The 21,073-nt window shown below is 73.0% G+C and carries 14 protein-coding genes; 11 read left to right on the top strand and 3 right to left on the bottom strand.

Features of this window, described 5'->3' with window-relative positions; translation table 11 throughout:
- The first annotated feature begins 96 nt into the window (after nucleotides 1-96).
- Entirely contained in the window at nucleotides 97-1,380 is a 1,284-nt protein-coding gene (locus ACF1BN_RS11625; RefSeq protein WP_392331383.1) for a cytochrome P450, read from the top strand.
- Complete coding sequence (locus ACF1BN_RS11620) at nucleotides 1,377-2,621, top strand: cytochrome P450 (protein WP_392331382.1); 1,245 nt, start codon at nucleotides 1,377-1,379, stop codon at nucleotides 2,619-2,621. Before ACF1BN_RS11625 ends, ACF1BN_RS11620 begins: the two co-directional genes overlap by 4 nt.
- A gap of 153 nt (nucleotides 2,622-2,774) precedes the next feature.
- On the opposite strand, the gene ACF1BN_RS11615 is transcribed toward ACF1BN_RS11620, so the two are convergent.
- On the bottom strand, nucleotides 2,775-4,856 hold the full coding sequence (locus ACF1BN_RS11615; RefSeq protein WP_392331381.1) for a PIG-L family deacetylase: 2,082 nt from the start codon (nucleotides 4,854-4,856) through the stop codon (nucleotides 2,775-2,777).
- A 367-nt stretch (nucleotides 4,857-5,223) separates the two neighbouring features.
- On the opposite strand from ACF1BN_RS11615, the gene ACF1BN_RS11610 reads away from it, so the two are divergent.
- The 3 genes from ACF1BN_RS11610 to ACF1BN_RS11600 all read left to right on the top strand — a co-directional run bounded on the left by ACF1BN_RS11610 (nucleotide 5,224) and on the right by ACF1BN_RS11600 (nucleotide 10,686).
- On the top strand, nucleotides 5,224-8,211 hold the full coding sequence (locus ACF1BN_RS11610; protein WP_392331380.1) for a bifunctional [glutamine synthetase] adenylyltransferase/[glutamine synthetase]-adenylyl-L-tyrosine phosphorylase: 2,988 nt from the start codon (nucleotides 5,224-5,226) through the stop codon (nucleotides 8,209-8,211).
- A 210-nt stretch (nucleotides 8,212-8,421) separates the two neighbouring features.
- On the top strand, nucleotides 8,422-9,363 hold the full coding sequence (sigJ, locus tag ACF1BN_RS11605; protein ID WP_392331379.1) for an RNA polymerase sigma factor SigJ: 942 nt from the start codon (nucleotides 8,422-8,424) through the stop codon (nucleotides 9,361-9,363).
- Nucleotides 9,364-9,489: 126 nt separating this feature from the next.
- Nucleotides 9,490-10,686 carry an NAD(P)/FAD-dependent oxidoreductase gene (locus ACF1BN_RS11600; protein WP_392331378.1) on the top strand — a complete coding sequence of 399 codons (1,197 nt, stop codon included), beginning with the start codon at nucleotides 9,490-9,492 and terminating at the stop codon, nucleotides 10,684-10,686.
- Nucleotides 10,687-10,794: 108 nt separating this feature from the next.
- On the opposite strand, the gene ACF1BN_RS11595 is transcribed toward ACF1BN_RS11600, so the two are convergent.
- On the bottom strand, nucleotides 10,795-11,706 hold the full coding sequence (locus ACF1BN_RS11595) for a phosphatase PAP2 family protein (RefSeq protein ID WP_392331377.1): 912 nt from the start codon (nucleotides 11,704-11,706) through the stop codon (nucleotides 10,795-10,797).
- Between the two features lie 97 nt (nucleotides 11,707-11,803).
- Nucleotides 11,804-12,832, bottom strand: a complete 1,029-nt coding sequence (locus ACF1BN_RS11590) for a LacI family DNA-binding transcriptional regulator (RefSeq protein WP_392331376.1) — start codon at nucleotides 12,830-12,832, stop codon at nucleotides 11,804-11,806.
- Nucleotides 12,833-13,267: 435 nt separating this feature from the next.
- On the opposite strand from ACF1BN_RS11590, the gene ACF1BN_RS11585 reads away from it, so the two are divergent.
- The 6 genes from ACF1BN_RS11585 (at nucleotide 13,268) to ACF1BN_RS11560 (ending at nucleotide 21,068) form a co-directional block, all read left to right on the top strand.
- Nucleotides 13,268-14,545, top strand: coding sequence for an extracellular solute-binding protein (locus ACF1BN_RS11585; RefSeq protein ID WP_392331375.1), 1,278 nt, complete (start codon nucleotides 13,268-13,270; stop codon nucleotides 14,543-14,545).
- Nucleotides 14,546-14,564: 19 nt separating this feature from the next.
- On the top strand, nucleotides 14,565-15,578 hold the full coding sequence (locus ACF1BN_RS11580) for a carbohydrate ABC transporter permease (RefSeq protein WP_392331374.1): 1,014 nt from the start codon (nucleotides 14,565-14,567) through the stop codon (nucleotides 15,576-15,578).
- 26 nt (nucleotides 15,579-15,604) lie between these two features.
- Complete coding sequence (locus tag ACF1BN_RS11575) at nucleotides 15,605-16,444, top strand: sugar ABC transporter permease (protein ID WP_392331465.1); 840 nt, start codon at nucleotides 15,605-15,607, stop codon at nucleotides 16,442-16,444.
- 50 nt (nucleotides 16,445-16,494) lie between these two features.
- The gene (locus ACF1BN_RS11570) at nucleotides 16,495-18,147 is read left to right on the top strand and encodes a glycoside hydrolase family 13 protein (RefSeq protein WP_392331373.1); all 1,653 of its coding nucleotides are present in this window, start codon (nucleotides 16,495-16,497) and stop codon (nucleotides 18,145-18,147) included.
- Nucleotides 18,135-19,202: a LacI family DNA-binding transcriptional regulator gene (locus ACF1BN_RS11565; RefSeq protein ID WP_392331372.1), complete on the top strand. Its 1,068-nt coding sequence runs from the start codon at nucleotides 18,135-18,137 to the stop codon at nucleotides 19,200-19,202. Before ACF1BN_RS11570 ends, ACF1BN_RS11565 begins: the two co-directional genes overlap by 13 nt.
- Nucleotides 19,203-19,343: 141 nt before the next feature.
- Nucleotides 19,344-21,068, top strand: coding sequence for a carbohydrate-binding module family 20 domain-containing protein (locus ACF1BN_RS11560; RefSeq protein ID WP_392331371.1), 1,725 nt, complete (start codon nucleotides 19,344-19,346; stop codon nucleotides 21,066-21,068).
- The last annotated feature ends 5 nt before the right edge of the window (nucleotides 21,069-21,073 follow it).

Below are 21,073 nucleotides of genomic sequence, written 5' to 3'. Positions count from 1 at the left end.
GATGACCGGTTCGGCGACACACAACTTCCTTATAGTGACCACGCGTTGGCCGCACCAGGCGTGCCGACGGCAGGTTCGCCACAGGAGACAGGACCGATGACGAGCTCCCCCTCCGCAGGTCCCGTACCCGATCCGGCACCCCCGTCCGGGTGCCCCGCGGCCGTCCCGCTCTCCGGCCCCGGCTTCCACACCGACCCGCAGGCCCTCTACCGGTCCATGCGCCGCGAGCACGGCCCCGTCGTCCCGGTGGAACTCCCCGGCGGCTTCCCCGCCTGGCTGGTCATCGGCTACCGCGAGGTCCACCGGGTCACCAGCGACCCCGAGCTCTTCCCCCGGGACGTCGGACTGTGGAACCAGTGGCCGCACGTCCCGGACGACTGGCCGCTCCTCCCCATGGTCGGACGCCCCCTGCCCTCCGTCTACTTCAGCGCGGGCGAGGAGCACCGGCGTCACCTGCGGATGCTCGTGCCCGCCCTGGAGGCCGTCGACCCCTTCGAGGTCCGCGGGCACTGCGAGCAGCTGGCCGACCGGCTGATCGACGCCTTCTGCGCCCGCGGCACCGCCGACCTCGTCGCCGACTTCTGCGAACCCCTCCCGGTCCTCGTCCTCGCCCGGCTCGTCGGCTTCCCCGACGACGAAGGCGCCGACATCGCACGGGTGTTGAAGGACCTCGCCGACGGCGGACCGGAGGCGCAGACCGCCCACCAGCGGTTCGCCGGACACATGGCCCGGCTGGTCGCCGCCAGGCGCGCCGAGCCCGGCGACGACGTCACCAGCCGGATGCTCGCCTTCCCCGAGGAGTTCACCGACGAGGAGTACACGCTCGACCTGATGGCCGTCACGGCCGCCGGGCACCTCACCACCGCCGACTGGATCGGCAACTCCGTCCGGCTGATGCTCACCGAGGACGCCTTCGCCGACTCGATGGCCCGCGGCCGCCGCAGCGTCGCCGACGCCATGAACGAGGTGCTGTGGGAGGACGGCCCCACGCAGATCCTCGCCGGCCGCTGGCCGGTCCGCGACACCCGGCTCGGCGAGCGCGCGGTCAAGGCCGGTGACCTGCTGCTGCTCGGCCTCGGCGCCGCCAACACCGACCCGGTGATCCGCGCGGGCGCCCCCGGCGGCGCCCCGGCCGGGCGCGGTGGCGGCGGCGCCCACCTGGCCTTCAGCCACGGCGAGTACCGCTGCCCGTTCCCCGCCCAGGAGATCGCCGAGACCATCGCCGGGACCGGCATCGAGGTCCTCCTCGACCGGCTGCCCGACCTCGAACTCGGCGTACCGGAAGAGGCGTTGGTCCGCCGCCCGTCCGCCTTCCTGCGCGGCACCACCGCCCTGCCCGTCCGGTTCACCCCCGTACCCCCGACAGGAGACCCCTCGTGACCTGCCCGCACGCGGCCGCCCAGGGCGGCGCACCCGTCGTCGTCGACCCGATGGTCCGGGACCTCGACGGCGAGACCGCCCGGATCGCCGCCGCCGGTCCGCTGGCCCGCATCGACCTGCTCGGCGTGCCCGCCTGGGCCGTCACCCGCCACGCCGACGCCCGGCGTCTCCTGGTCGACCCCCGGCTGGTCAAGGACCTGAACGCCTGGGACCTGTGGACCTCCGGAACCGTCACCCACGCCTGGCCGCTCATCGGGATGATCGACGCGGGCCGCTCGATGTTCACCGTCGACGGCGACGAGCACCGCCGGCTGCGCGCCAAGACCTCGCAGGCGCTGACCCCGCGCCGCCTGGAGGCGATCCGACCCGACATCGAGAAGTTCACCGCGGAACTCCTCGACGCCCTGGAGGAGGGCGGCCGGGACGGCGCCGTCGTCGACCTCAAGGCCGTCTTCGCGCAGCCGCTGCCCATGCGGGTCGTCGGCATGCTGATGGGCGTCGACCCCGCGGCGAACGCGATGCTCACCCGGCAGTACAAGAAGTTCTTCTCGATGCTCACGCCGCAGGACGAGCGGCTCGCCCTCCTCGCCGACCTCGACGTCTTCTACACGGACCTCGTCCGCGCCAAGACCGCCCTGCCCACCGACGACCTCACCTCGGCGCTCATCCTCGCCGACGAGGGCGGCGAACCGCTCACCGAGGAGGAGGTCGTCGGCAACCTCAAGGCCATGGTCGCCGCCGGCCACGAGACCACCATCGGCCTCGTCCTCAACGCCGTGCGCGCCCTCCTCGCCCACCCCGACCAGCTCCGCGGGGTGCTCGCCGGAGAGGTCTCCTGGGACGCCGTGATCGAGGAGACCCTGCGCTGGGACACCCCCACCACCCACCTGCTGATGCGCTTCGCCACCGAGGACGTCCAGGTCGGAGACGCCGTCATACCCCGGGGCGAGGGCGTGGTGATCTCGTACCGGGCGATCGGACGCGACCCCGAGCAGCACGGTCCCGACGCCGACGCCTTCGACATCACCCGCCCGGCGCCCGTCCGGCACATGACCTTCGGCCACGGCCCGCACATCTGCCCGGGCGCGGCGCTCTCCCGCGTCGAGGCGGGCATCGCCCTCCCGGCGCTCTTCGCCCGCTTCCCCCGCCTCAGGCTCGCCGTGCCCGACGAGGAGCTCCGCAACCTTCCGGTGATGACCCAGAACGACCTGGAGTCCTTCCCGGTGCTGCTGGACGCCTGAGCCCGCGTGCTGGACGCATGAGCCCGCGTGCCGCTGGACGCCTGAGCCCGCGTGCCGCCGGACGCATGGGCCCGCGTGCTGCTGGACGCCCGAGCCCGCGTGCCGCTGGACGCCCGAGCCCGCGTGCTGCCGGATGCCTGAGCCGCTCCGGCGTCAGGTCCGCGGGCTCGGCGCCGGGCCGGGGGTCCAGTGGAGCCGGCCGTCCTGGCCGAGCGCGGCCACCCCGCCCGGGCCCGCCGCCGGCGCGCCCGCCAGCGGGAAGTCGGAGAGGCGCCAGGTGCCGCCGCCCGGGAGCGGGGCCACCGCGAGCCGGCCCGTCCTGGACCGGGCCGCGACCAGACCGTCCGCCGCGCTCACCGGGCCGAAGCCCGCGATCCCGCCGGCCGGCGGGACGACCGGCGCCAGCCGGACGGTGCCCTGGAAGTCGGCCGCCTGCGGCGCCCCGGTGGCGGGCACGCGCGACCAGAGACGGATGCCGTCGCCGACCGGCGACGGGCCCGCGCTCAGCGCCAGCGTCGTCGCCGGCAGACCGGTCGGCAGCGGCCCGGCCACCGGGCCGCCGCCCGACGCGCCGGTCCACATCAGGACCGAGAGCGGGGTGCCCGCGAAGACGTACGTCCGCCCCCGGGCGTCCGTCGCCGCCACCGGGTCGCCGTGCAGATCGGCCCCGCCGAGGCTCCGCCACGGACCCCAGGCGCCGCCCGGGGTCCGCTCGCGCCCGGAGAGCCGGTGCTCGCCGTCGCGCAGGAAGAGCGAGACCCGGCCGGTGCCGTCCACGGTCACGGCGGGCGCGCTGATGTCCGGCGTCCGGTCGGCCTCGTCCCGCTTCCCGGGGGTGCCCAGCGAGCGCCACGTCCCGAAGCGGCCGCCCGGCGCGGTCTGCTCGACCGCGACGACCTCGCGCCGGTAGCCGGCCGGGCCCTCGAAGGAGGTCCGGGTGCCGAAGACGGCGATCCGGCCGTCCCGCAGCCGTACGGTGTTGACCCCGCCGTCCAGACCGCCGCCGGCCAGCAGCTCCGGCCCCTTCCAGCCGCCGCCGGGCGCCCGGTGCCAGGTCGCGAGCCGCCCGTCCTGGACGCCGAAGGCCAGCAGCCCGCCGTCCGAGGCCGGCTGGATCCAGCCGGTCGAGGAGCCGCGCGCGTACCGCACGGTCCCGGTCCAGCCGCGCCCGCCCGGCCGGCCCGACGCCTTCAGGTCGCCGCAGCCCGCCGGGCTGCCGCAGTCGGCCCCGTCCAGCCAGGCGTACGTCTCCAGGCTGCGCAGCTTCTCCTCGGCGGTGCGGCTGTCCAGCGCGCTGGGCAGGTCCGTGTTCGGGTAGCCCATGTAGCTCTGCACCCCGAAGCGCGGGTTCCCCGGCCGCTCCGCGTACCGGGCCAGCGCCGCCTGCACGAACCGCGCCCCGTAGGCGTGGTCCTGGTGGTCCCGCAGCCGTCCGGTGTCCTCGTGGGTGCCGGGCGTCGGGTCCAGGGTGCGCACGAAGGTCGGCCGGAAGCGGTCGAGCAGCCCCGCCAGCGTGGCGACGACCTGCTCCTTGGAGTACGCGAAGTCCGCGGCGACCGGCGTGCCCGAGGAGAGCTGGGAGCCGAGTGCGGGGATCCGGCCGTGCCACAGGCCGCGCAGGCTCACCGGGCGGTCGGCCGAGGTCGAGCCGGCCTCGCGCAGCTGGAGCCAGACCAGCCGCAGCTCGGGCCGGGCCCGCAGGGTGTCCAGCTCGGCCGCGCCCCCGCCGGCCGTGGGGATCACGGTCCGTTCCCAGGGGCTGGTGCGGTCGCCGGTCGCCATCTCGGCGTACGCGGCGCGTATGCCGTTCTGCCGGGCCTCGGCGAAGGCGGGCTTGTCCGGCAGGGTGACGGCGGAGGCCCGGCCGGAGCGGGCGTTGACGCCGTTCGACTCGCCCGCGGTCATGTACACGGTGGTGAGCGGGGCCCGGTCGGCCAGCGACTGCGCGGTGTCCGGGTTCATGAAGTACAGGTCGTCGTCGGGGTGGGAGACGAACTGGACGACGGCGAGCCGGGCGGCGGCGCGGTCGCCCTTCCCCGCCGGGGCGTCCCCGGCGGGCTCCTGGGCCACGCCCCGCACGGCGCCGCGGGGCGGCCGCGGGTCGGGGACGGCCTCCCGCACGCCGACGGAGGACGGGGCGACGGCCGCGCCGTGCGCCTCCTCCGTGGCGGACGTCGCCGTGAGCACGCCCGCGAGCGTCCCGCCCGTCAGCACGGCGACCGTCGCCGCGGTCACGACGGACCTGCGGTGACGGAAGGGGCGTATGAGGCGTGAGGGGCTGCGGACGGGCATGGCGGGGGAGGGCTTTCTCTACCTGGGCGGCGGGGGCGCGTCGGGGAGCGACGGCGGTTCGCGACGGCGACGGCGACGGGACGAACGACTCACATGGGTACAGGGCCAAAGCGGCCGAAGGGTTCCGAAAACGGCCCGATGTGCCCGACGTCACGTGTGATCCGTGCCGGATCCGGGCAGGTGGCACAGGTTGCCCGCCGGCTCCCGGACCTCGCCCGCGGCCCGGTCCGCGCCCGTCGCGCACGCCCCGCCCGCTCCCTGCGGATAGGCTCGATCCGTCGGGCGTGCGGGGCTGGAGGGAGCTGCGGAGATGACGGTGCCGGGGCGCAGGAGCAGTACGTTCTCACGGCTGCTGCGGCACGGGTTCACCGATCCGTCCGGGGCCGAACGGCTGCTCGACCTGCCCGAGCTCGCCGCGCTGCGCGGGGACCCCGTCCTGCTCGACGCGCTGGGCGCCACCGCCGACCCCGACCTCGCCCTGCGCGGCCTGGTCCGGCTGGTCGAGGCGCAGTCCGACACCGAACGGCAGACGTTCACCACCACCCTGCTCTCCGCCAAGCCCTTCCGGGACCGGCTGCTCGGCGTCCTCGGCGCCTCCGAGGCGCTCGGCGACCACCTGGCCCGGCACCCGGAGGACTGGGCGACCCTGGTCACCTACGAGGCCGTCGACCTGCACCCGGGGGTCACCGAGTTCGAGCGGGGGCTCGCGGAGGCGACCGACCCGGTGTCCCTGCGGGTCGCCTACCGCCGCTGCCTCCTCGGGATAGCGGCCAGGGACGTGTGCGGCACCACCGACGTCGCCCAGACCGCCGCCGAGCTGGCCGACCTGGCCACCGCCACGCTGCGGGCCGCCCTCGCCCTCGCCCGGGCGGCCGAACCCGCCGACGCCGCCCAGTGCCGGCTCGCCGTGATCGCCATGGGCAAGTGCGGCGGCCACGAGCTGAACTACGTCTCCGACGTCGACGTGATCTTCGTTGGCGAGCCCGTCGAGGGAGCCGACGAGGCCAAGGCGATCCAGGCCGCCACCCGGCTCGCCTCCCACCTCATGCGGATCTGCTCCGAGACCACCGTCGAGGGCACCATCTGGCCGGTCGACGCCAACCTCCGCCCCGAGGGCCGCAACGGCCCGCTCGTCCGCACCCTCTCCTCCCACCTCGCCTACTACCAGCGCTGGGCGAAGACCTGGGAGTTCCAGGCCCTCCTCAAGGCCCGGCCGGTGGCAGGCGATCCCGAACTGGGCAGCGCCTACGTGGACGCCGTCTCCCCGCTGGTCTGGCAGGCCGCCGAGCGCGAGAACTTCGTCACCGACGTGCAGGCCATGCGCCGCCGGGTCGTCGACAACATCCCGGTCGCCCAGGTCGACCGCGAGCTGAAGCTCGGCCCCGGCGGCCTCAGGGACGTCGAGTTCGCCGTCCAGCTCCTCCAGCTGGTGCACGGCCGCAGCGACGCCACCCTGCACAGCGGCTCCACCCTGGACGCGCTCGCCGCCCTCGCCGGCGGCGGCTACGTCGGCCGCGCCGACGCGGCCCAGCTCGACGAGGCCTACCGCTTCCTGCGCGCGATGGAGCACCGCATCCAGCTGTACCGGCTGCGCCGCACCCACCTCGTCCCCGAGGGCGAGGACGACCTGCGCCGCCTCGGCCGCTCCCTCGGCCTGCGCACCGACCCGGTCGCCACGCTGAACAAGGAGTGGAAGCGGCACGCCTCCGTCGTCCGCCGCCTCCACGAGAAGATCTTCTACCGGCCGCTGCTCGACGCCTTCGCCCAGCTCGCCCCCGGCGAGATCCGGCTCAGCCCCAAGGCCGCGGGCCAGCGCCTCGAAGCCCTCGGGTACGCCGACCCCGCCGCCGCCCTGCGCCACCTGGAGGCACTGGCCTCCGGGGTCAGCCGCAAGGCCGCCATCCAGCGCCATCTGCTGCCGGTGCTGCTCGGCTGGTTCGCCGACTCCGCCGACCCGGACGCCGGCCTCCTCGGCTTCCGCCGGGTCTCCGACGCCCTCGGCAAGACCCCCTGGTACCTGCGGCTGCTCCGCGACGAGGGCGCCGCCGCCGAGAACCTCGCCCGGGTCCTCTCGGCCGGCCGGCTCGCCCCCGACCTGCTGCTGCGCGCCCCCGAGGCGGTCGCCATACTCGGCGACCCCGAGGGGCTCAGGCCGCGCGGCCGGGACCACCTGGAGCAGGAGGTCCTCGCCGCCGTGGGCCGCGCGGACGACGCCGAACAGGCCGTCGCCGCCGCCCGCGGGGTGCGCCGCCGCGAGCTGTTCCGTACCGCCGCGGCCGACCTCATCGACTCGTACGGCACCGAGGACAGCCCCCGCACCTCCGACCCCGGCGCGCTGGTCGACCGGGTCGGCGAGGCCGTCACCGACCTCAACGCCGCCACCCTCGCCGGCGCCCTGCGGGCCGCCGTCCGCGCCGAGTGGGGCGAGCAGCTCCCCACCCGTTTCGCGGTCATCGGCATGGGCCGCTTCGGCGGCCACGAACTCGGCTACGGCTCCGACGCCGACGTCCTCTTCGTCCACGAGCCGCGCCCCGGCGTCGACGAGCAGGAGGCCGCCAAGGCCGCCAACCGGGTCGTCACCGAGATGCGCAGGCTCCTCCAGCTCCCCACCACCGACCCGCCGTTGCTGATCGACGCCGACCTGCGACCGGAGGGGCGCAACGGGCCGCTCGTCCGCACCCTCGCCTCCTACGAGGCCTACTACCGCCGCTGGTCGCTCGTCTGGGAGTCCCAGGCCCTGCTCCGCGCCGCCCCCATGGCGGGCGACGCCGACCTCGGGCAGCGGTTCATCGAGCTGGTCGACCCGCTCCGCTACCCCGTCGAGGGCCTCGGCGAGGACGCGGCCCGCGAGATCCGCCGCCTCAAGGCCCGCATGGAGTCCGAGCGGCTGCCGCGCGGCGCCGACCCCACCCTCCACGCCAAGCTGGGCCGCGGCGGCCTCAGCGACGTCGAGTGGACCGTCCAGCTCCTCCAGATGCGGCACGGCTGGGCCGAACCGGGGCTGCGCACCACCCGCACCCGCACCGCGCTCTCCGCCGCGCACTCCGCCGGCCTGATCCCGACCGAGGAGGCGCAGACCCTCGACGAGGCCTGGGTCCTCGCCACCCGGGTCCGCAACGCGGTCATGCTGGTGCGCGGCCGCCCCGGCGACACCTTCCCCTCCGACCCGCGCGAACTGGCCGCCGTGGGCCGCTACTTGGGATACGGCCCCGGGCACGTCGGCGAGATGGTCGACGACTACCGCAGGATCACCCGCCGGGCCCGCGCGGTCGTCGACGAACTCTTCTACGGCTCCTGAGCCGGGCGACCGCCCCACCCGGCCGTCCGGGCCGAACGCCCCGCCCCCGCGCGGCCGGTGGCGCGAGCCCGAGGCCCCGCCTCCGCACGGCCGGTCGCCCGGGCCCCCGCCCCCGCACGGCAGGCCGTCCGGGCCGAACGCCCCGCCCCCGCGCGGCCGGTGGCGTGATCCGGCCGACGCGGCCGGGGCCCGGCCGGATACGATCGCCGCATGGCCCTGATCATGAGCGACGTGCACCGGTTCGAGGCGGCCCGGCCGCGGCTGGAGGCCATCGCCTACCGGATGCTCGGGTCCTCGGCCGAGGCGGAGGACGCCGTGCAGGAGACCTTCCTGCGCTGGCAGGCCGCCGACATCGGGCGCATCGAGGTGCCCGAGGCCTGGCTCACCAAGGTGCTCACCAACTACTGCCTCAACCAGCTCACCTCGGCCCGCGCCCGGCGCGAGACCTACGTGGGCCAGTGGCTCCCGGAGCCGCTGCTCGCCGGCGACCCGATGCTCGGCCCCGCCGACACCGCCGAACAGCGCGAGTCCGTCTCGTACGCCGTCCTCGTCCTCCTGGAGCGGCTGACGCCGGCCGAGCGCGCGGTCTACGTGCTCCGCGAGGCCTTCGGCTACGCGCACCGGGAGATCGCCGAGATCCTCGACATCAGCACCGCCTCCAGCCAGCAGATCCTCCACCGCGCCAAGAAGCACGTCGCGGCGGGCCGGGCCCGCACCGAGATCGACGAGGCCGCCGCCCGCAGGATCGTCGAGGAGTTCCTGGCCGCCGCGACCAGCGGCCGTACCGAACCGCTGATCGAGCTGCTCACCCAGGACGCGGCCGCCATCGGCGACGGCGGCGGCAAGGTCCCCGCCCGCGCCCGGGCCTTCGAGGGGGCGGTCGCGGTCGCGACCTTCCTGCGCGGCCTCTTCAGGCCGAGCGACGCCAAGCGGGCGCTGGTCGGCGGCTCGCCCGCCTTCTACGCGTCCACCGCGAACGGCGGCCCCGCGCTCGTCGCCGTGGTGGACGGCCGGGTCGTCGGGATCACCTGCCTGGAGGTCACGCCGGACGGCATCCTCGCCGTCCGCAGCCAGGTCAACCCCGACAAGCTGGACCGGGCCACCGACCGCTGGGCGGAGGAGGCGCACGAGGCCCCGCTGTTCGCCTTCTGACTCCTCGCCGAAGGGTGTGACGCAGGTCACATCGAGATCCTGTCAGAGAACGCGGGGCCGCCCGGTTCAAGGGGCGAGACCACGCCGGAGAAACGGCGCGGACCCCGCGCAGACAGGAGTTCGGTCATGCAGCACCGCATCGTCGTCCTCGGAGCCGGCTACACCGGAGCCGTCGCCGCCGGCCGCCTCGCCCGCCGCCTGCGGGGCGAGGACGTGAGCATCCGCCTGGTGAACACCGAGCCCGACTTCGTCGAGCGCGTCCGCCTGCACCAGCTCGCGGCCGGCCAGGACCTCACCCCCCGCCCCTTCGACGAGATGTTCGCCGGCACCGGCGTCGAGCTGACCCTCGCCCGCGTCGCCGCCGTCGACGTCGACCGCAGGGCGGTCACCGTCGACGGCGCCGCCGGACGCGAGGAGCTGGCGTACGACTCCCTGGTCTACGCCCTCGGCAGCGGCTGGAACGACGGAGGCGTCCCCGGCGCCGCCGACCACGCCCACGAGCTCGCGAGCCGCCCCGGCGCCCTCCGGCTCCGCGCCCGGCTCGCGACCCTGGAGGCCGGCCGGACCGTGGTGGTGGTCGGCGGCGGACTCACCGGCCTGGAGGCCGCGACCGAGATCGCCGAGAGCCGCCCCGACCTGGACGTGGCCCTGGTCGTCCGCGGCGCCCTCGGCGACTGGCTCTCGGAGAAGGGCCGCGGCCACCTGCGGAAGGTCGTCGCGGGGCTCGGCATCACCGTCCACGAGCACCGGACGGTCGCCGCCGTCGCCGCGGACCGGGTGACCACCGAGGACGGAACCGCCGTCCCGGCCGACGTCACCGTCTGGACCACCGGCTTCGCCGTCCACCCCGTCGCGGCGGCCACCGCTCTGGAGCTCGCCCCCGACGGCCGGATCGCGGTCGACGCCACCATGCGCTCGGTCTCCCACCCCGACGTCTACGCCGTCGGCGACGCGGCCATGGCCGCCGGACCCGGGGGCGAGCCGCTGCGGATGTCCTGCGCCTCCGGCGTCCCCATGGCCTGGCAGGCCGCCGACGCCCTCGCCGCCCGCCTGGCCGGCGTCAAGGTGCCCGAGATCGCGATCCGCTACTTCCAGCAGTGCGTGTCGCTGGGCCGCAAGGAGGCCCTGGTCCAGTTCGTCACCGCCGGCGACCGGGCCAAGGAGAAGGCCCTGACCGGCCGCACCGCCGCGCTCTACAAGGAGCTCATCTGCAGGAGCGCCGTCTGGGGCGTCGCGAACCCGACCATGGGCCTGCCCTCCCGCCGCCGCCGGGTCGCCCGGCAGGACCACCGCGACGCCGTCCCGGCGGAGGCGACCGCCTGACGACAGGCCCAGGGGATCCCGGCGGAGGCCCCGCCGACGAGACGACGGAGGCCCCCGCCGACGAAACGGCGGGGGCCTCGGTCCTGCTCACGCTCAGCGGCGTCCGTATCACCTTCCGGAGCCGACCGGCTCCTCGCGCTCCGCGGCCTCGCGCGCGTCCGTCCCCCGTGCGGGGGCGGACGCCGCCGGCGCGACGGCGGTCAGCGGCTCCACCTGCTTCGACAGGCGGTGCGGCCAGGTGCCGTACCAGAAGTAGGCGACGAGGAAGCCGAAGCCGAGGCAGATCCAGCCGCCGACCGCGTCCAGCCAGAAGTGGTTGGCGGTAGCGACGATCACGACCAGGGTCAGCGCCGGGTAGAGCAGGCCCAGGATGCGGGCCCAGGGGGCCTTCGCCAGGAAGAAGATCGTCAGGCCGCACCACGTCGACCAGCCGATGTGCATCGACGGCATCGCCGCGTACTGGTTCGACATGTGCTTGAGGTCGCCCGAGGCCATCGAGCCCCAGGTGTGGTGCACCAGGACCGTGTCGATGAAGTCCTTGCTCTCCATCAGCCGCGGCGGCGCCAGCGGATACAGGTAGTAGCCGACCAGGGCCACGGCGGTGGTGGCGAAGAGGACGGTCCGAAACGCGGCGTAACGGCCCGGCTGCCATCGGTACAGCCACACGAGCACACCGATGGTGACGATGAAGTGCAGGGTGGCGTAGTAGTAGTTCATCGAGACGATGAGCCATGTCACCGAGTTCACGGCGTGGTTGACGGCGTGCTCGAAGGCGAGGCCGAGGGACTCCTCGGTCCGCCAGATCCAGTCCGCGTTCCTCAGCGCCTCGGCCTTCTGCTCCGGCACCGCGTTGCGGATCAGCGAGTACACCCAGTAACTGACCGCGATCAGCAGCAGTTCGAACCAGATGCGGGGACGTCGCGGGCTGCGCGCACGCAGCCACGCCCACCGGCCGTCGGCCACGATGGGTGACGACGGGGTCGTCCGGTCGTCCAAACTCTTCACGGTCGTTTCACCCATAGGCAGAGAGTTTGCCAGATCCACGCCCCCCGACCGATCATCCCCCGGTCGGGTGTGCGGCGCACCCTCTCCGTCTCAAGGACGAGGTACCCGGGTACTACCGGGCGGCCGGGGGCGGCGCCGAGGCCGTGGAGCCGCGGACGACCAGCTCCGGCATGAAGACGAACTCCGAGTGCGGGGCCGGGGTGCCGCCGACCTCCTCCAGGAGGGCGCGGACCGCCGCCTGGCCCATGGCCTGCACGGGCTGCCGGATGGTGGTGAGCGGCGGATCGGTGAAGGCTATGAGGGGGGAATCGTCGAAGCCGACGACGGAGACGTCCCTGGGCACGTCGAGCCCCTGCTGCCGGGCCGCGCGGATCGCGCCGAGCGCCATCATGTCGGAGGCGCAGACGATCGCGGTGCACCCCTTGGCGATGAGGGCAGAGGTCGCCGCCTGGCCGCCCTCCAGGGTGTACAGGGAGTGCTGGATCAGCTCCTCCGACTCCTCGGGGGCGAGGCCGAGGCGGTCCCGCATCCCCTTCTGGAAGCCCTCTATCTTGCGGAGCACCGGCACGAAGCGCTTCGGTCCGACGGCGAGCCCGATCCGGGTGTGGCCGAGGGCGGCGAGGTGGGTGACCGCCAGCTGCATCGCGGCCCGGTCGTCGGGGGAGACGAAGGGCGCCTGCACCTTGGGGGAGAAGCCGTTGATGAGGACGTACGGGACGCCCTTGCCGCGCAGCTGGTCGTAGCGGGAGGTGTCGGCCGTGGTGTCGGCGTGCAGCCCGGAGACGAAGATGATGCCGGCCACCCCGCGCTCCACCAGCATGTCGGTGAGCTCGTCCTCGGTGGACCCGCCGGGGGTCTGGGTGGCGAGCACCGGGGTGTAGCCCTGGCGGGTCAGGGCCTGCCCGATGACCTGCGCGAGGGCCGGGAAGATGGGGTTGTCCAGTTCGGGGGTGATCAGCCCGACGAGGCCGGCGCTGCGCTGGCGCAGCCGTACCGGACGCTCGTAGCCGAGCACGTCGAGCGCGGCAAGGACGGATTCGCGGGTGGCGGTGGCCACACCGGGCTTGCCGTTGAGCACGCGGCTGACTGTGGCTTCACTGACCCCCGCCTGGGCTGCGATGTCGGCAAGCCGCGCGGTCATGGGAGTGGACTGTACCGGTCACAGCGCGTATTGCCCACCAGTGGGGGAGGCCCCGCTCGCCGGGGGACTGGCCGCGGCCCCGGTGGAAGGTGATCGCAAGGTCTTGCAGGTCTTGCGGTGGGGCGTGGGTGACGGTTGCTGCGGAATGGATGGTTCCGCAGGGTGATGAGGGCCTCTGTCGAGCCGATCCGGGCCGGAGAATCCGGACGAAAGGGGGGAAGGGGCGCTTCCGGGCCGCTGTCAAGCGGCCCGACGGCAACCTTCGGGACACGCGGATGTAACGATCCCCGGTCCTTGCAGAAATTCGCCGCAAGCTCTTTCGGCTCGTTTTCATCCCTGTTACGTTCCTGGCAACCCGGAGCGCCGCGAGGGAGCGGTCGCAATGAGGAAGGTTCCAGCCCCTCGTCACCCCGGGATCATGTTGAAGGAGTTCACATGCGGCGTGGCATAGCGGCCACCGCGCTGGTCGCGGCCCTGGGCGTCACCCTGGCGGCGTGCGGCGGGAGCGACAGCGGTTCCGACGGTGCATCGAAGGGCTCGGGCGAGCTCTCCGGCACCGTGACGTGGTGGGACACCTCCACGGTCGGCTCCGAGGACAAGGTCTTCAAGAAGGTCGCCGAGGACTTCACCAAGAAGCACCCGAAGGTCACCGTCAAGTACGTGAACGTGCCGTTCGGTGAGGCCCAGAACAAGTTCAAGAACGCCGCGCAGTCCGGCTCCGGCGCCCCCGACGTGATCCGCTCCGAGGTCGCCTGGACCCCCGAGTTCGCCGACCTCGGCTACCTCGCCCCGCTGGACGGCACCCCGGCGCTGAAGAACCAGGACGACTTCCTGCCGCAGGCCGCCGCGTCCACCAAGTACAAGGACAAGACCTACGCCGTCCCGCAGGTCATCGACTCCATGGGCCTCTTCTACAACAAGAAGATCCTCAAGGAGGCCGGTGTCGAGGCGCCCAAGAACATCACCGAGCTGAAGGCCGCCGCCGCCAAGATCAAGGAGAAGACCGGCAAGTCCGGCCTGTACCTCCGCGGCGACGACGCCTACTGGTTCCTCTCCTTCCTGTACGGCGAGGGCGGCGACATGGTCGACGCCGCGAGCAAGACGATCACCATCGACAACGCGGCCGGCGTCAAGGCCTTCAAGACCGTCAAGGACCTCGTCGACTCCAAGGCCGCGATCACGGACGCGACCAACGGCTGGGACAACATGCAGGCCGCCTTCAAGGACGGCAAGGTCGCGATGATGATCAACGGCCCGTGGGCGCTCGCCGACACGTACGCCGGCAAGGAGTTCGCGGACAAGGCGAACCTGGGCATCGCCCCGGTCCCGGCCGGCTCCGCCGGCCAGGGCGCCCCGCAGGGCGGCCACAACCTCGCCGTCTACGCCGGTTCCAAGAACCTGGACGCCTCCTACGCCTTCGCCGAGTACATGACCTCGACCGCGGCCCAGGCCCAGGTCACCAAGGAGCTGAGCCTCCTCCCGACCCGCCAGTCCGCCTACCTGGAGTCCGAGGTCGCGGGCAACGAGAAGGTCGGCTTCTTCAAGCCGGCCGTCGAGAAGGCCGTCGAGCGCCCCTGGATCCCGGAGGGCGGCAGCCTCTTCGCGCCGCTCGTCACCGAGTACACCAAGGTCCTCACCGGCCAGGCCACCCCTGAGCAGGGAGCGAAGACGGTCGGCGAGGGCTACCGCAAGCTCCTCAAGGACTGGAAGTAAGAGGAAGGCTGACCGGCTGATGGCTGTGGACACCACCGGCCAGTCGGTGGCGAAGGCCGCGGGCGACGACGTCGCCCGCGGCCGGAGCCGCGGGACTGGTCCGAAGCGGCGGGCGCCGAAGCGCTCCCTCGCCACCCACTGGTACGCGTGGGCCATGGTCGCCCCCGTGGTGATCGTGATCGCCGTGATCATCGGATACCCGCTGATCCGCGGCATCTACCTGTCGCTCACCGACGCCACCGAGCGCAACGTCGCGCGCAGTATCGGCGTCAACGAGATCCCGGCCACCTACGAGTTCGTGGGCCTGGACAACTACGTCACGGCCATCAACGGCAGCCAGTTCTGGGCGACGCTCGGCTGGACGGTCCTGTGGACCGTCGCCTGCGTGTCGATCACCTTCGCCCTCGGCCTGGCCCTCGCCAACATCCTCAACCGCAAGATCGCCGGCCGCTCCGCCTACCGGATGATGCTCATCCTCCCCTGGGCGGTCCCCGGCTTCGTCTCGGTCTTCGCCTGGCGCTTCCTCTACGACGAGCGCCGCGGCATGCTCAACCAGATCCTCTCCGGCGTCGGCATGGACGGCGTGCCCTGGCTGAACGACCCCACCTGGGCCAAGTTCTCCGTCATCGCCGTCAACGTCTGGCTCGGCATCCCCTTCATGATGGTCGCCCTCCTCGGCGGCCTCCAGTCCATCCCCGGCGAGCTCTACGAGGCCGCCGAGATGGACGGCGCCAACGCCTGGCAGCGCTTCCGGAACATCACCATGCCGGGACTCCGGTCCGTCTCCACGACGGTGGTCCTCCTCTCCACCATCTGGACCTTCAACATGTTCCCGGTGATCTTCCTGCTCACCCGGGGCGGACCCGGCGAGGCCACCCAGATCCTCGTCACCCAGGCGTACAAGTTCTCCTTCGAGATCAGTCCGCGCGACTTCGCCCAGTCGTCCACGTGGGGCGTCCTCATCCTGGTGCTCCTGATGATCTTCGCCGCGATCTACCAGCGCGTCCTCCGCAAGCAGGGAGAAGTCTGGTGACCACCACGAACCCCGCCCCCCGGGCGATGAACGCCCCGGTCCGGGGCCGCCGCTCGCCGCTCGCCTCGGTGGCGCTGCACCTCACCCTGATCGTCGCCTCCGTGATTGCCGTCTTCCCGGTGCTGTGGGTCCTGCTGACCTCGCTCAAGCCGGCGAAGTACGCGACCACCACGGACTTCTTCAAGGAGACGACGTTCGAGAACTACACGAACCTGCTGAGGGACACCCCGTTCCTCACCTGGTTCGGGAACTCGCTCCTCATCGCCGGACTCACCACCGTCGTCGGCGTGTTCATCTCCGCCACCACCGGCTACGCCGTCAGCCGCTTCCGCTTCGCCGGCAAGCGCGGCCTGATGTGGACCCTGCTCATCACGCAGATGTTCCCGGTCGCCGTCCTCATCGTGCCGATCTACAACATCATGGCGTCGCTGGGGCTGCTCAACCAGGCGGCCGGCCTGGTCATCACCTACCTGACCATCGCCGTCCCCTTCTGCGCCTGGATGATGAAGGGCTTCTTCGACGGCATCCCGCGCGAGATCGACGAGTCGGGGTACGTCGACGGGCTCACGCCCTTCGGCACCTTCTGGCGGCTGATCCTGCCGCTCGCCAAGCCGGGCATCGCGGTGACCGCCTTCTACTCCTTCATCACCGCCTGGGGAGAGGTCGCCTACGCCTCCGCCTTCATGGTCGGCGACGAGAACCTCACGCTCGCCGGCGGTCTGCAGAAGTTCGTCAACCAGTACGGGGCCCAGTGGGGTCCGATGACGGCGGCCTCCGTCCTCATCGCCATCCCCGCCGCCCTGGTGTTCCTCCTCGCCCAGCGCCACCTCGTCACCGGCATGTCCGCCGGCGCGGTGAAGGGCTGACGGCCCTGAGCGCCGAACCCGTACGCCCCTCCTTACCTCCCAGGGAAGACATGACCCAGCACCTCGCCACCCCCGCCGCCGCCCCGACCACCGGCACCGACACGGGCTGGTGGAGAGACGCGGTGATCTACCAGGTCTACCCGCGCAGCTTCGCCGACGGAAACGGCGACGGCATGGGCGACCTGGTGGGCATCCGCAGCCGGCTGCCGTACCTCAAGGAGCTCGGCGTCGACGCCGTGTGGCTCTCCCCCTTCTACGCCTCGCCGCAGGCCGACGCCGGGTACGACGTCGCCGACTACCGGGCCATCGACCCGATGTTCGGCTCGCTGCTCGACGCCGACGCCCTCATCCGCGAGGCCCACGGGCTCGGCCTGCGGATCATCGTGGACCTGGTCCCGAACCACTCCTCGGACCAGCACGAGTGGTTCCAGCGCGCCCTGCGCGAAGGCCCCGGCTCCCCGCTGCGCGACCGCTACCACTTCCGCCCCGGCAAGGGCGAGAACGGCGAACTCCCGCCCAACGACTGGGAGTCCATCTTCGGCGGCCCCGCCTGGACCCGGGTCGAGGACGGGGAGTGGTACCTCCACCTCTTCGCCCCCGAGCAGCCGGACTTCGACTGGGACCACCCGGCCGTCCGCGACGAGTTCCGCTCGATCCTGCGCTTCTGGCTCGACATGGGCGTCGACGGCTTCCGCGTCGACGTCGCCCACGGCCTGGTCAAGGCCCCCGGCCTGCCCGACATCGGCGCGCACGACCAGCTGAAGCTGCTCGGCAACGACGTCATGCCCTTCTTCGACCAGGACGGCGTCCACGAGATCTACCGCTCCTGGCGGCAGATCCTCGCCGAGTACGACGGACAGCGCGTCCTCGTCGCCGAGGCGTGGACCCCCACCGTCGAGCGCACCGCCAACTACGTGCGCCCCGACGAGATGCACCAGGCGTTCAACTTCCAGTACCTGGGCACCCACTGGGACGCCACGGAGCTGCGCACCGTCATCGACGCCTCGCTCGCCGCGATGCGCCCGGTCGGCGCCCCCACCACCTGGGTGCTCTCCAATCACGACGTCACCCGGCACGCCACCCGCTTCGCCAACCCGGCGGGCCTCGGCACCCAGCTCCGCACCCCCGGCGACCGCGCGCTCGGCCTGCGCCGGGCCCGCGCCGCGACGCTGCTGATGCTGGCGCTGCCCGGCTCCGCCTACGTCTACCAGGGCGAGGAGCTGGGCCTGCCGGACGTCACCGACCTGCCCGACGAGGTGCGCCAGGACCCGTCCTTCTTCCGCGCCAGCGGCCAGGACGGCTACCGCGACGGCTGCCGGGTGCCGATCCCGTGGACCGCCGAGGGCTCCTCGTACGGCTTCGGCGACGGCGGCTCCTGGCTGCCGCAGCCGGCCGCCTGGGGCGGACTGAGCGTCGAGGCCCAGACCGGCGACCCCGGCTCCACCCTGGAGCTGTACCGCAGCGCGCTCGCCGTGCGCCGCGAGCGTCCCGAGCTCGGTGCGGGCGAGGCCGTGGAGTGGCTGGAGGCGCCCGAGGGTGTGCTCTCCTTCCGTCGCGACGGCTTCGTCTGCACCGCCAACACCACCGGCCGGGCCATCTCCGTCCCGCTGCCCGGCCGGTATCTCCTCTCCAACGAGGACGTCAGGATCGCGGACGGCGCCGCAGAGGTGCCGGCCGACACCACCGTCTGGTGGGCGGTGTGACGATCCCTCCGCCGCGGGGCACCGGCAACGGCGCCCCGCGGCTCGCGGACATCGCGGCACAGTCCGGGGTCAGCGAGGCCACCGTCAGCCGCGTCCTCAACGGCAAGGCGGGGGTGGCCGGCGCGACCCGGCACAAGGTCCTCGCGGCGCTCGACGTGCTCGGATACGAGCGTCCGGTCCGGCTGAAACGCCGGAGCGCGGGCCTTGTCGGGCTCGTGGTGCCCGAGCTGACCAACCCGATCTTCCCGGCCTTCGCGCAGGTGGTCGAGCAGGTCCTCGCCGGGCACGGCTACACGCCGGTGCTCTGCACCCAGATGCCCGGCGGGGCCACCGAGGACGAGCTGGTCGACCAGCTCGTCGAGCGCGGGGTGGCCGGCATCGTCTTCCTCTCCGGGCTGCACGCGGACGCCTCCGCCGACCCGGCACGGTACGCCCGGCTGACCGAGCGGGGGGTGCCGTACGTCCTCATCAACGGCTACCACGAACGGATCGACGCCACCTTCGTCTCCCCGGACGACCGCGCCGCCGCCCGGATGGCCGTGCGGCACCTGGCCGAGCTGGGGCACGAGCGGATCGGCCTGGCCATCGGCCCCACCCGGTACGTGCCCTCGCGCCGCAAGGCGGAGGGCTTCGCCGCCGAGCTCTACGAGATGCTCGGCGTGGAACGGGCCGAGGCCGAACGCTTCGTGCGGCCCACCCTGTTCGGCGTCGAGGGCGGGCACGCCGCCGCCGAGATCCTGCTCGACGAGGGGTGCACGGGCATCGTCTGCGGCTCCGACCTGATGGCGCTCGGCGCCGTCCGGGCGGCCCGCGCCCGCGGCCTCGACGTGCCCCGGGACGTCTCCGTCGTCGGCTTCGACGACTCCCCGCTGATCGCCTTCACCGACCCGCCGCTGACCACCGTGCGCCAGCCCGTGCAGGCCATGGCGACGGCGGCCGTCGGCGCGCTCCTGGAGGAGATCGAGGGCAGCCCGGTGCAGCGCACCGAGTTCGTCTTCCAGCCGGAGCTGGTCGTGCGCGGGTCCACCGCGCAGCCGCCGCAACTCCTTGCGTGATCCCCGGCGATCGCGGTGTCGGAAGTATTGACCGCACGCCTGTACGCCCCTACGGTCGCGGCTGAAAACAGTTGCTGAGAGTTTCGGCAACTTCTTGCGAACAGCTCTCACACGCGACAGGGACGTCGTACAGGAGGAAGCATGGCAAGAAAGACCGTGGCCGCTGCACTCGCCCTCGTGGCGGGAGCCGCTGCGGCCGTCACGGTGAACGCCCCGGCCCAGGCCACGCCGCCGGGGACCAGGGACGTCACCGCCGTGATGTTCGAATGGAACTTCGCCTCGGTGGCCCGGGAGTGCACCGACCGCCTCGGCCCCGCCGGCTATGGCTACGTCCAGGTCTCCCCGCCCCAGGAGCACCTCCGGGGCTCCCAGTGGTGGACCTCGTACCAGCCCGTCAGCTACAAGATCGGCGGACGGCTCGGGGACCGCACCGCCTTCAGGAACATGGTCGACACCTGCCACGCGGCCGGCGTGAAGGTGATAGCCGACTCGGTCATCAACCACATGGCCAACGGCTCCGGTACGGGAACGGCCGGGACGCCGTTCTCCAAGTACGACTACCCCGGCCTCTACTCCGGCGCCGACATGGACGACTGCCGGGCCACCATCTCCACCTACCAGGACCGCGGGAACGTCCAGAACTGCGAACTCGTGGGCCTCCCCGACCTCGACACCGGCGAGGACTACGTCCGCGGAAAGATCGCCGGCTACCTCGACGACCTCCTCTCGCTGGGCGTCGACGGCTTCCGGATCGACGCCGCCAAGCACATGCCGGCCGCTGACCTGGCCGACATCAAGTCCCGGCTGAGCAACCCGAACGTCCACTGGAAGCACGAGGCCATCTTCGGGGCGGGCGAGGCCGTCTCCCCGAGCGAGTACCTCGGCAGCGGCGACGTCCAGGAGTTCCGCTACGCCCGCGACCTCAAGCGGGTCCTCCAGAACGAGAAGCTCGCCCACCTCAAGAACTTCGGCGAGTCCTGGGGCTACATGCCCTCCGGCCGGTCCGGCGTCTTCGTCGACAACCACGACACCGAGCGCGGCGGCGACACCCTCAGCTACAAGGACGGCGCGAACTACACCCTCGCCTCCGTCTTCATGCTCGCCTGGCCCTACGGCTCCCCGGACGTCCACTCCGGCTACGAGTGGACCGACAAGGACGCCGGGCCGCCCAACGGCGGTCAGGTGAACGCCTGTTACACCGACGGCTGGAAGTGCCAGCACGCCTGGCGCGAGATCTCCTCCATGGTCGCCTTCCGCAACACCGCCCGCGGCGAGGCCGTCACCCAGTGGTGGGACAACGGCAACAACGCGATCGCGTTCGGCCGCGGGTCCAAGGCCTACGTGGCGATCAACCACGAGTCGTCCCCGCTCACCCGCGCCTTCCAGACCTCCCTGCCGGCCGGCACCTACTGCGACGTCCAGTCGAACACCCCGGTCACCGTCGGTACGAACGGCCAGTTCACCGCCACGCTGGGCGCCAACACCGCCGTCGCCCTGCACACCGGCGCCGTGAACTGCGGCGGGACCACCCCCACCACCCCGCCCACCACCCCGCCCACGACGCCGCCCGCCACCGCGGGCGCCTCCTTCAACGCCACCGCCACCACGGTGATGGGCCAGAACATCTACGTCACCGGCAACCGCGCCGAGCTGGGCAACTGGGCCCCGGCCGCCGCCCTCAAGCTCGACCCGGCCACCTACCCCGTGTGGAAGCTGGCCGTGAACCTGCCCGCGGGAACGGCCTTCGAGTACAAGTACATCCGCAAGGACGCGGCCGGGAACGTCACCTGGGAGTCCGGTGCCAACCGCACCGCGACCGTCCCCGCCTCCGGCCAGGTCGTCCTGAACGACACCTTCCGCAGCTGAGCCCC

The organism is Streptomyces sp. NPDC014861, assembly GCF_043081625.1.
In the GTDB taxonomy this organism is placed as follows: domain Bacteria; phylum Actinomycetota; class Actinomycetes; order Streptomycetales; family Streptomycetaceae; genus Streptomyces.
The sequence above is the reverse complement of the archived record's forward strand: the minus strand, read 5'-3'. Positions and strand labels throughout refer to the sequence as shown.

Coding starts and splice junctions, on each gene's coding strand:
- ACF1BN_RS11575 (WP_392331465.1), top strand. CDS start 15,605: ATGAACGCCCCGGTCCGGGGCCGCCGCTCGCCGCTCGCCTCGGTGGCG.
- ACF1BN_RS11590 (WP_392331376.1), bottom strand. CDS start 12,832: ATGACCGCGCGGCTTGCCGACATCGCAGCCCAGGCGGGGGTCAGTGAA.
- ACF1BN_RS11625 (WP_392331383.1), top strand. CDS start 97: ATGACGAGCTCCCCCTCCGCAGGTCCCGTACCCGATCCGGCACCCCCG.
- ACF1BN_RS11580 (WP_392331374.1), top strand. CDS start 14,565: ATGGCTGTGGACACCACCGGCCAGTCGGTGGCGAAGGCCGCGGGCGAC.
- sigJ (WP_392331379.1), top strand. CDS start 8,422: ATGGCCCTGATCATGAGCGACGTGCACCGGTTCGAGGCGGCCCGGCCG.
- ACF1BN_RS11585 (WP_392331375.1), top strand. CDS start 13,268: ATGCGGCGTGGCATAGCGGCCACCGCGCTGGTCGCGGCCCTGGGCGTC.
- ACF1BN_RS11560 (WP_392331371.1), top strand. CDS start 19,344: ATGGCAAGAAAGACCGTGGCCGCTGCACTCGCCCTCGTGGCGGGAGCC.
- ACF1BN_RS11600 (WP_392331378.1), top strand. CDS start 9,490: ATGCAGCACCGCATCGTCGTCCTCGGAGCCGGCTACACCGGAGCCGTC.
- ACF1BN_RS11610 (WP_392331380.1), top strand. CDS start 5,224: ATGACGGTGCCGGGGCGCAGGAGCAGTACGTTCTCACGGCTGCTGCGG.
- ACF1BN_RS11595 (WP_392331377.1), bottom strand. CDS start 11,706: ATGGGTGAAACGACCGTGAAGAGTTTGGACGACCGGACGACCCCGTCG.
- ACF1BN_RS11570 (WP_392331373.1), top strand. CDS start 16,495: ATGACCCAGCACCTCGCCACCCCCGCCGCCGCCCCGACCACCGGCACC.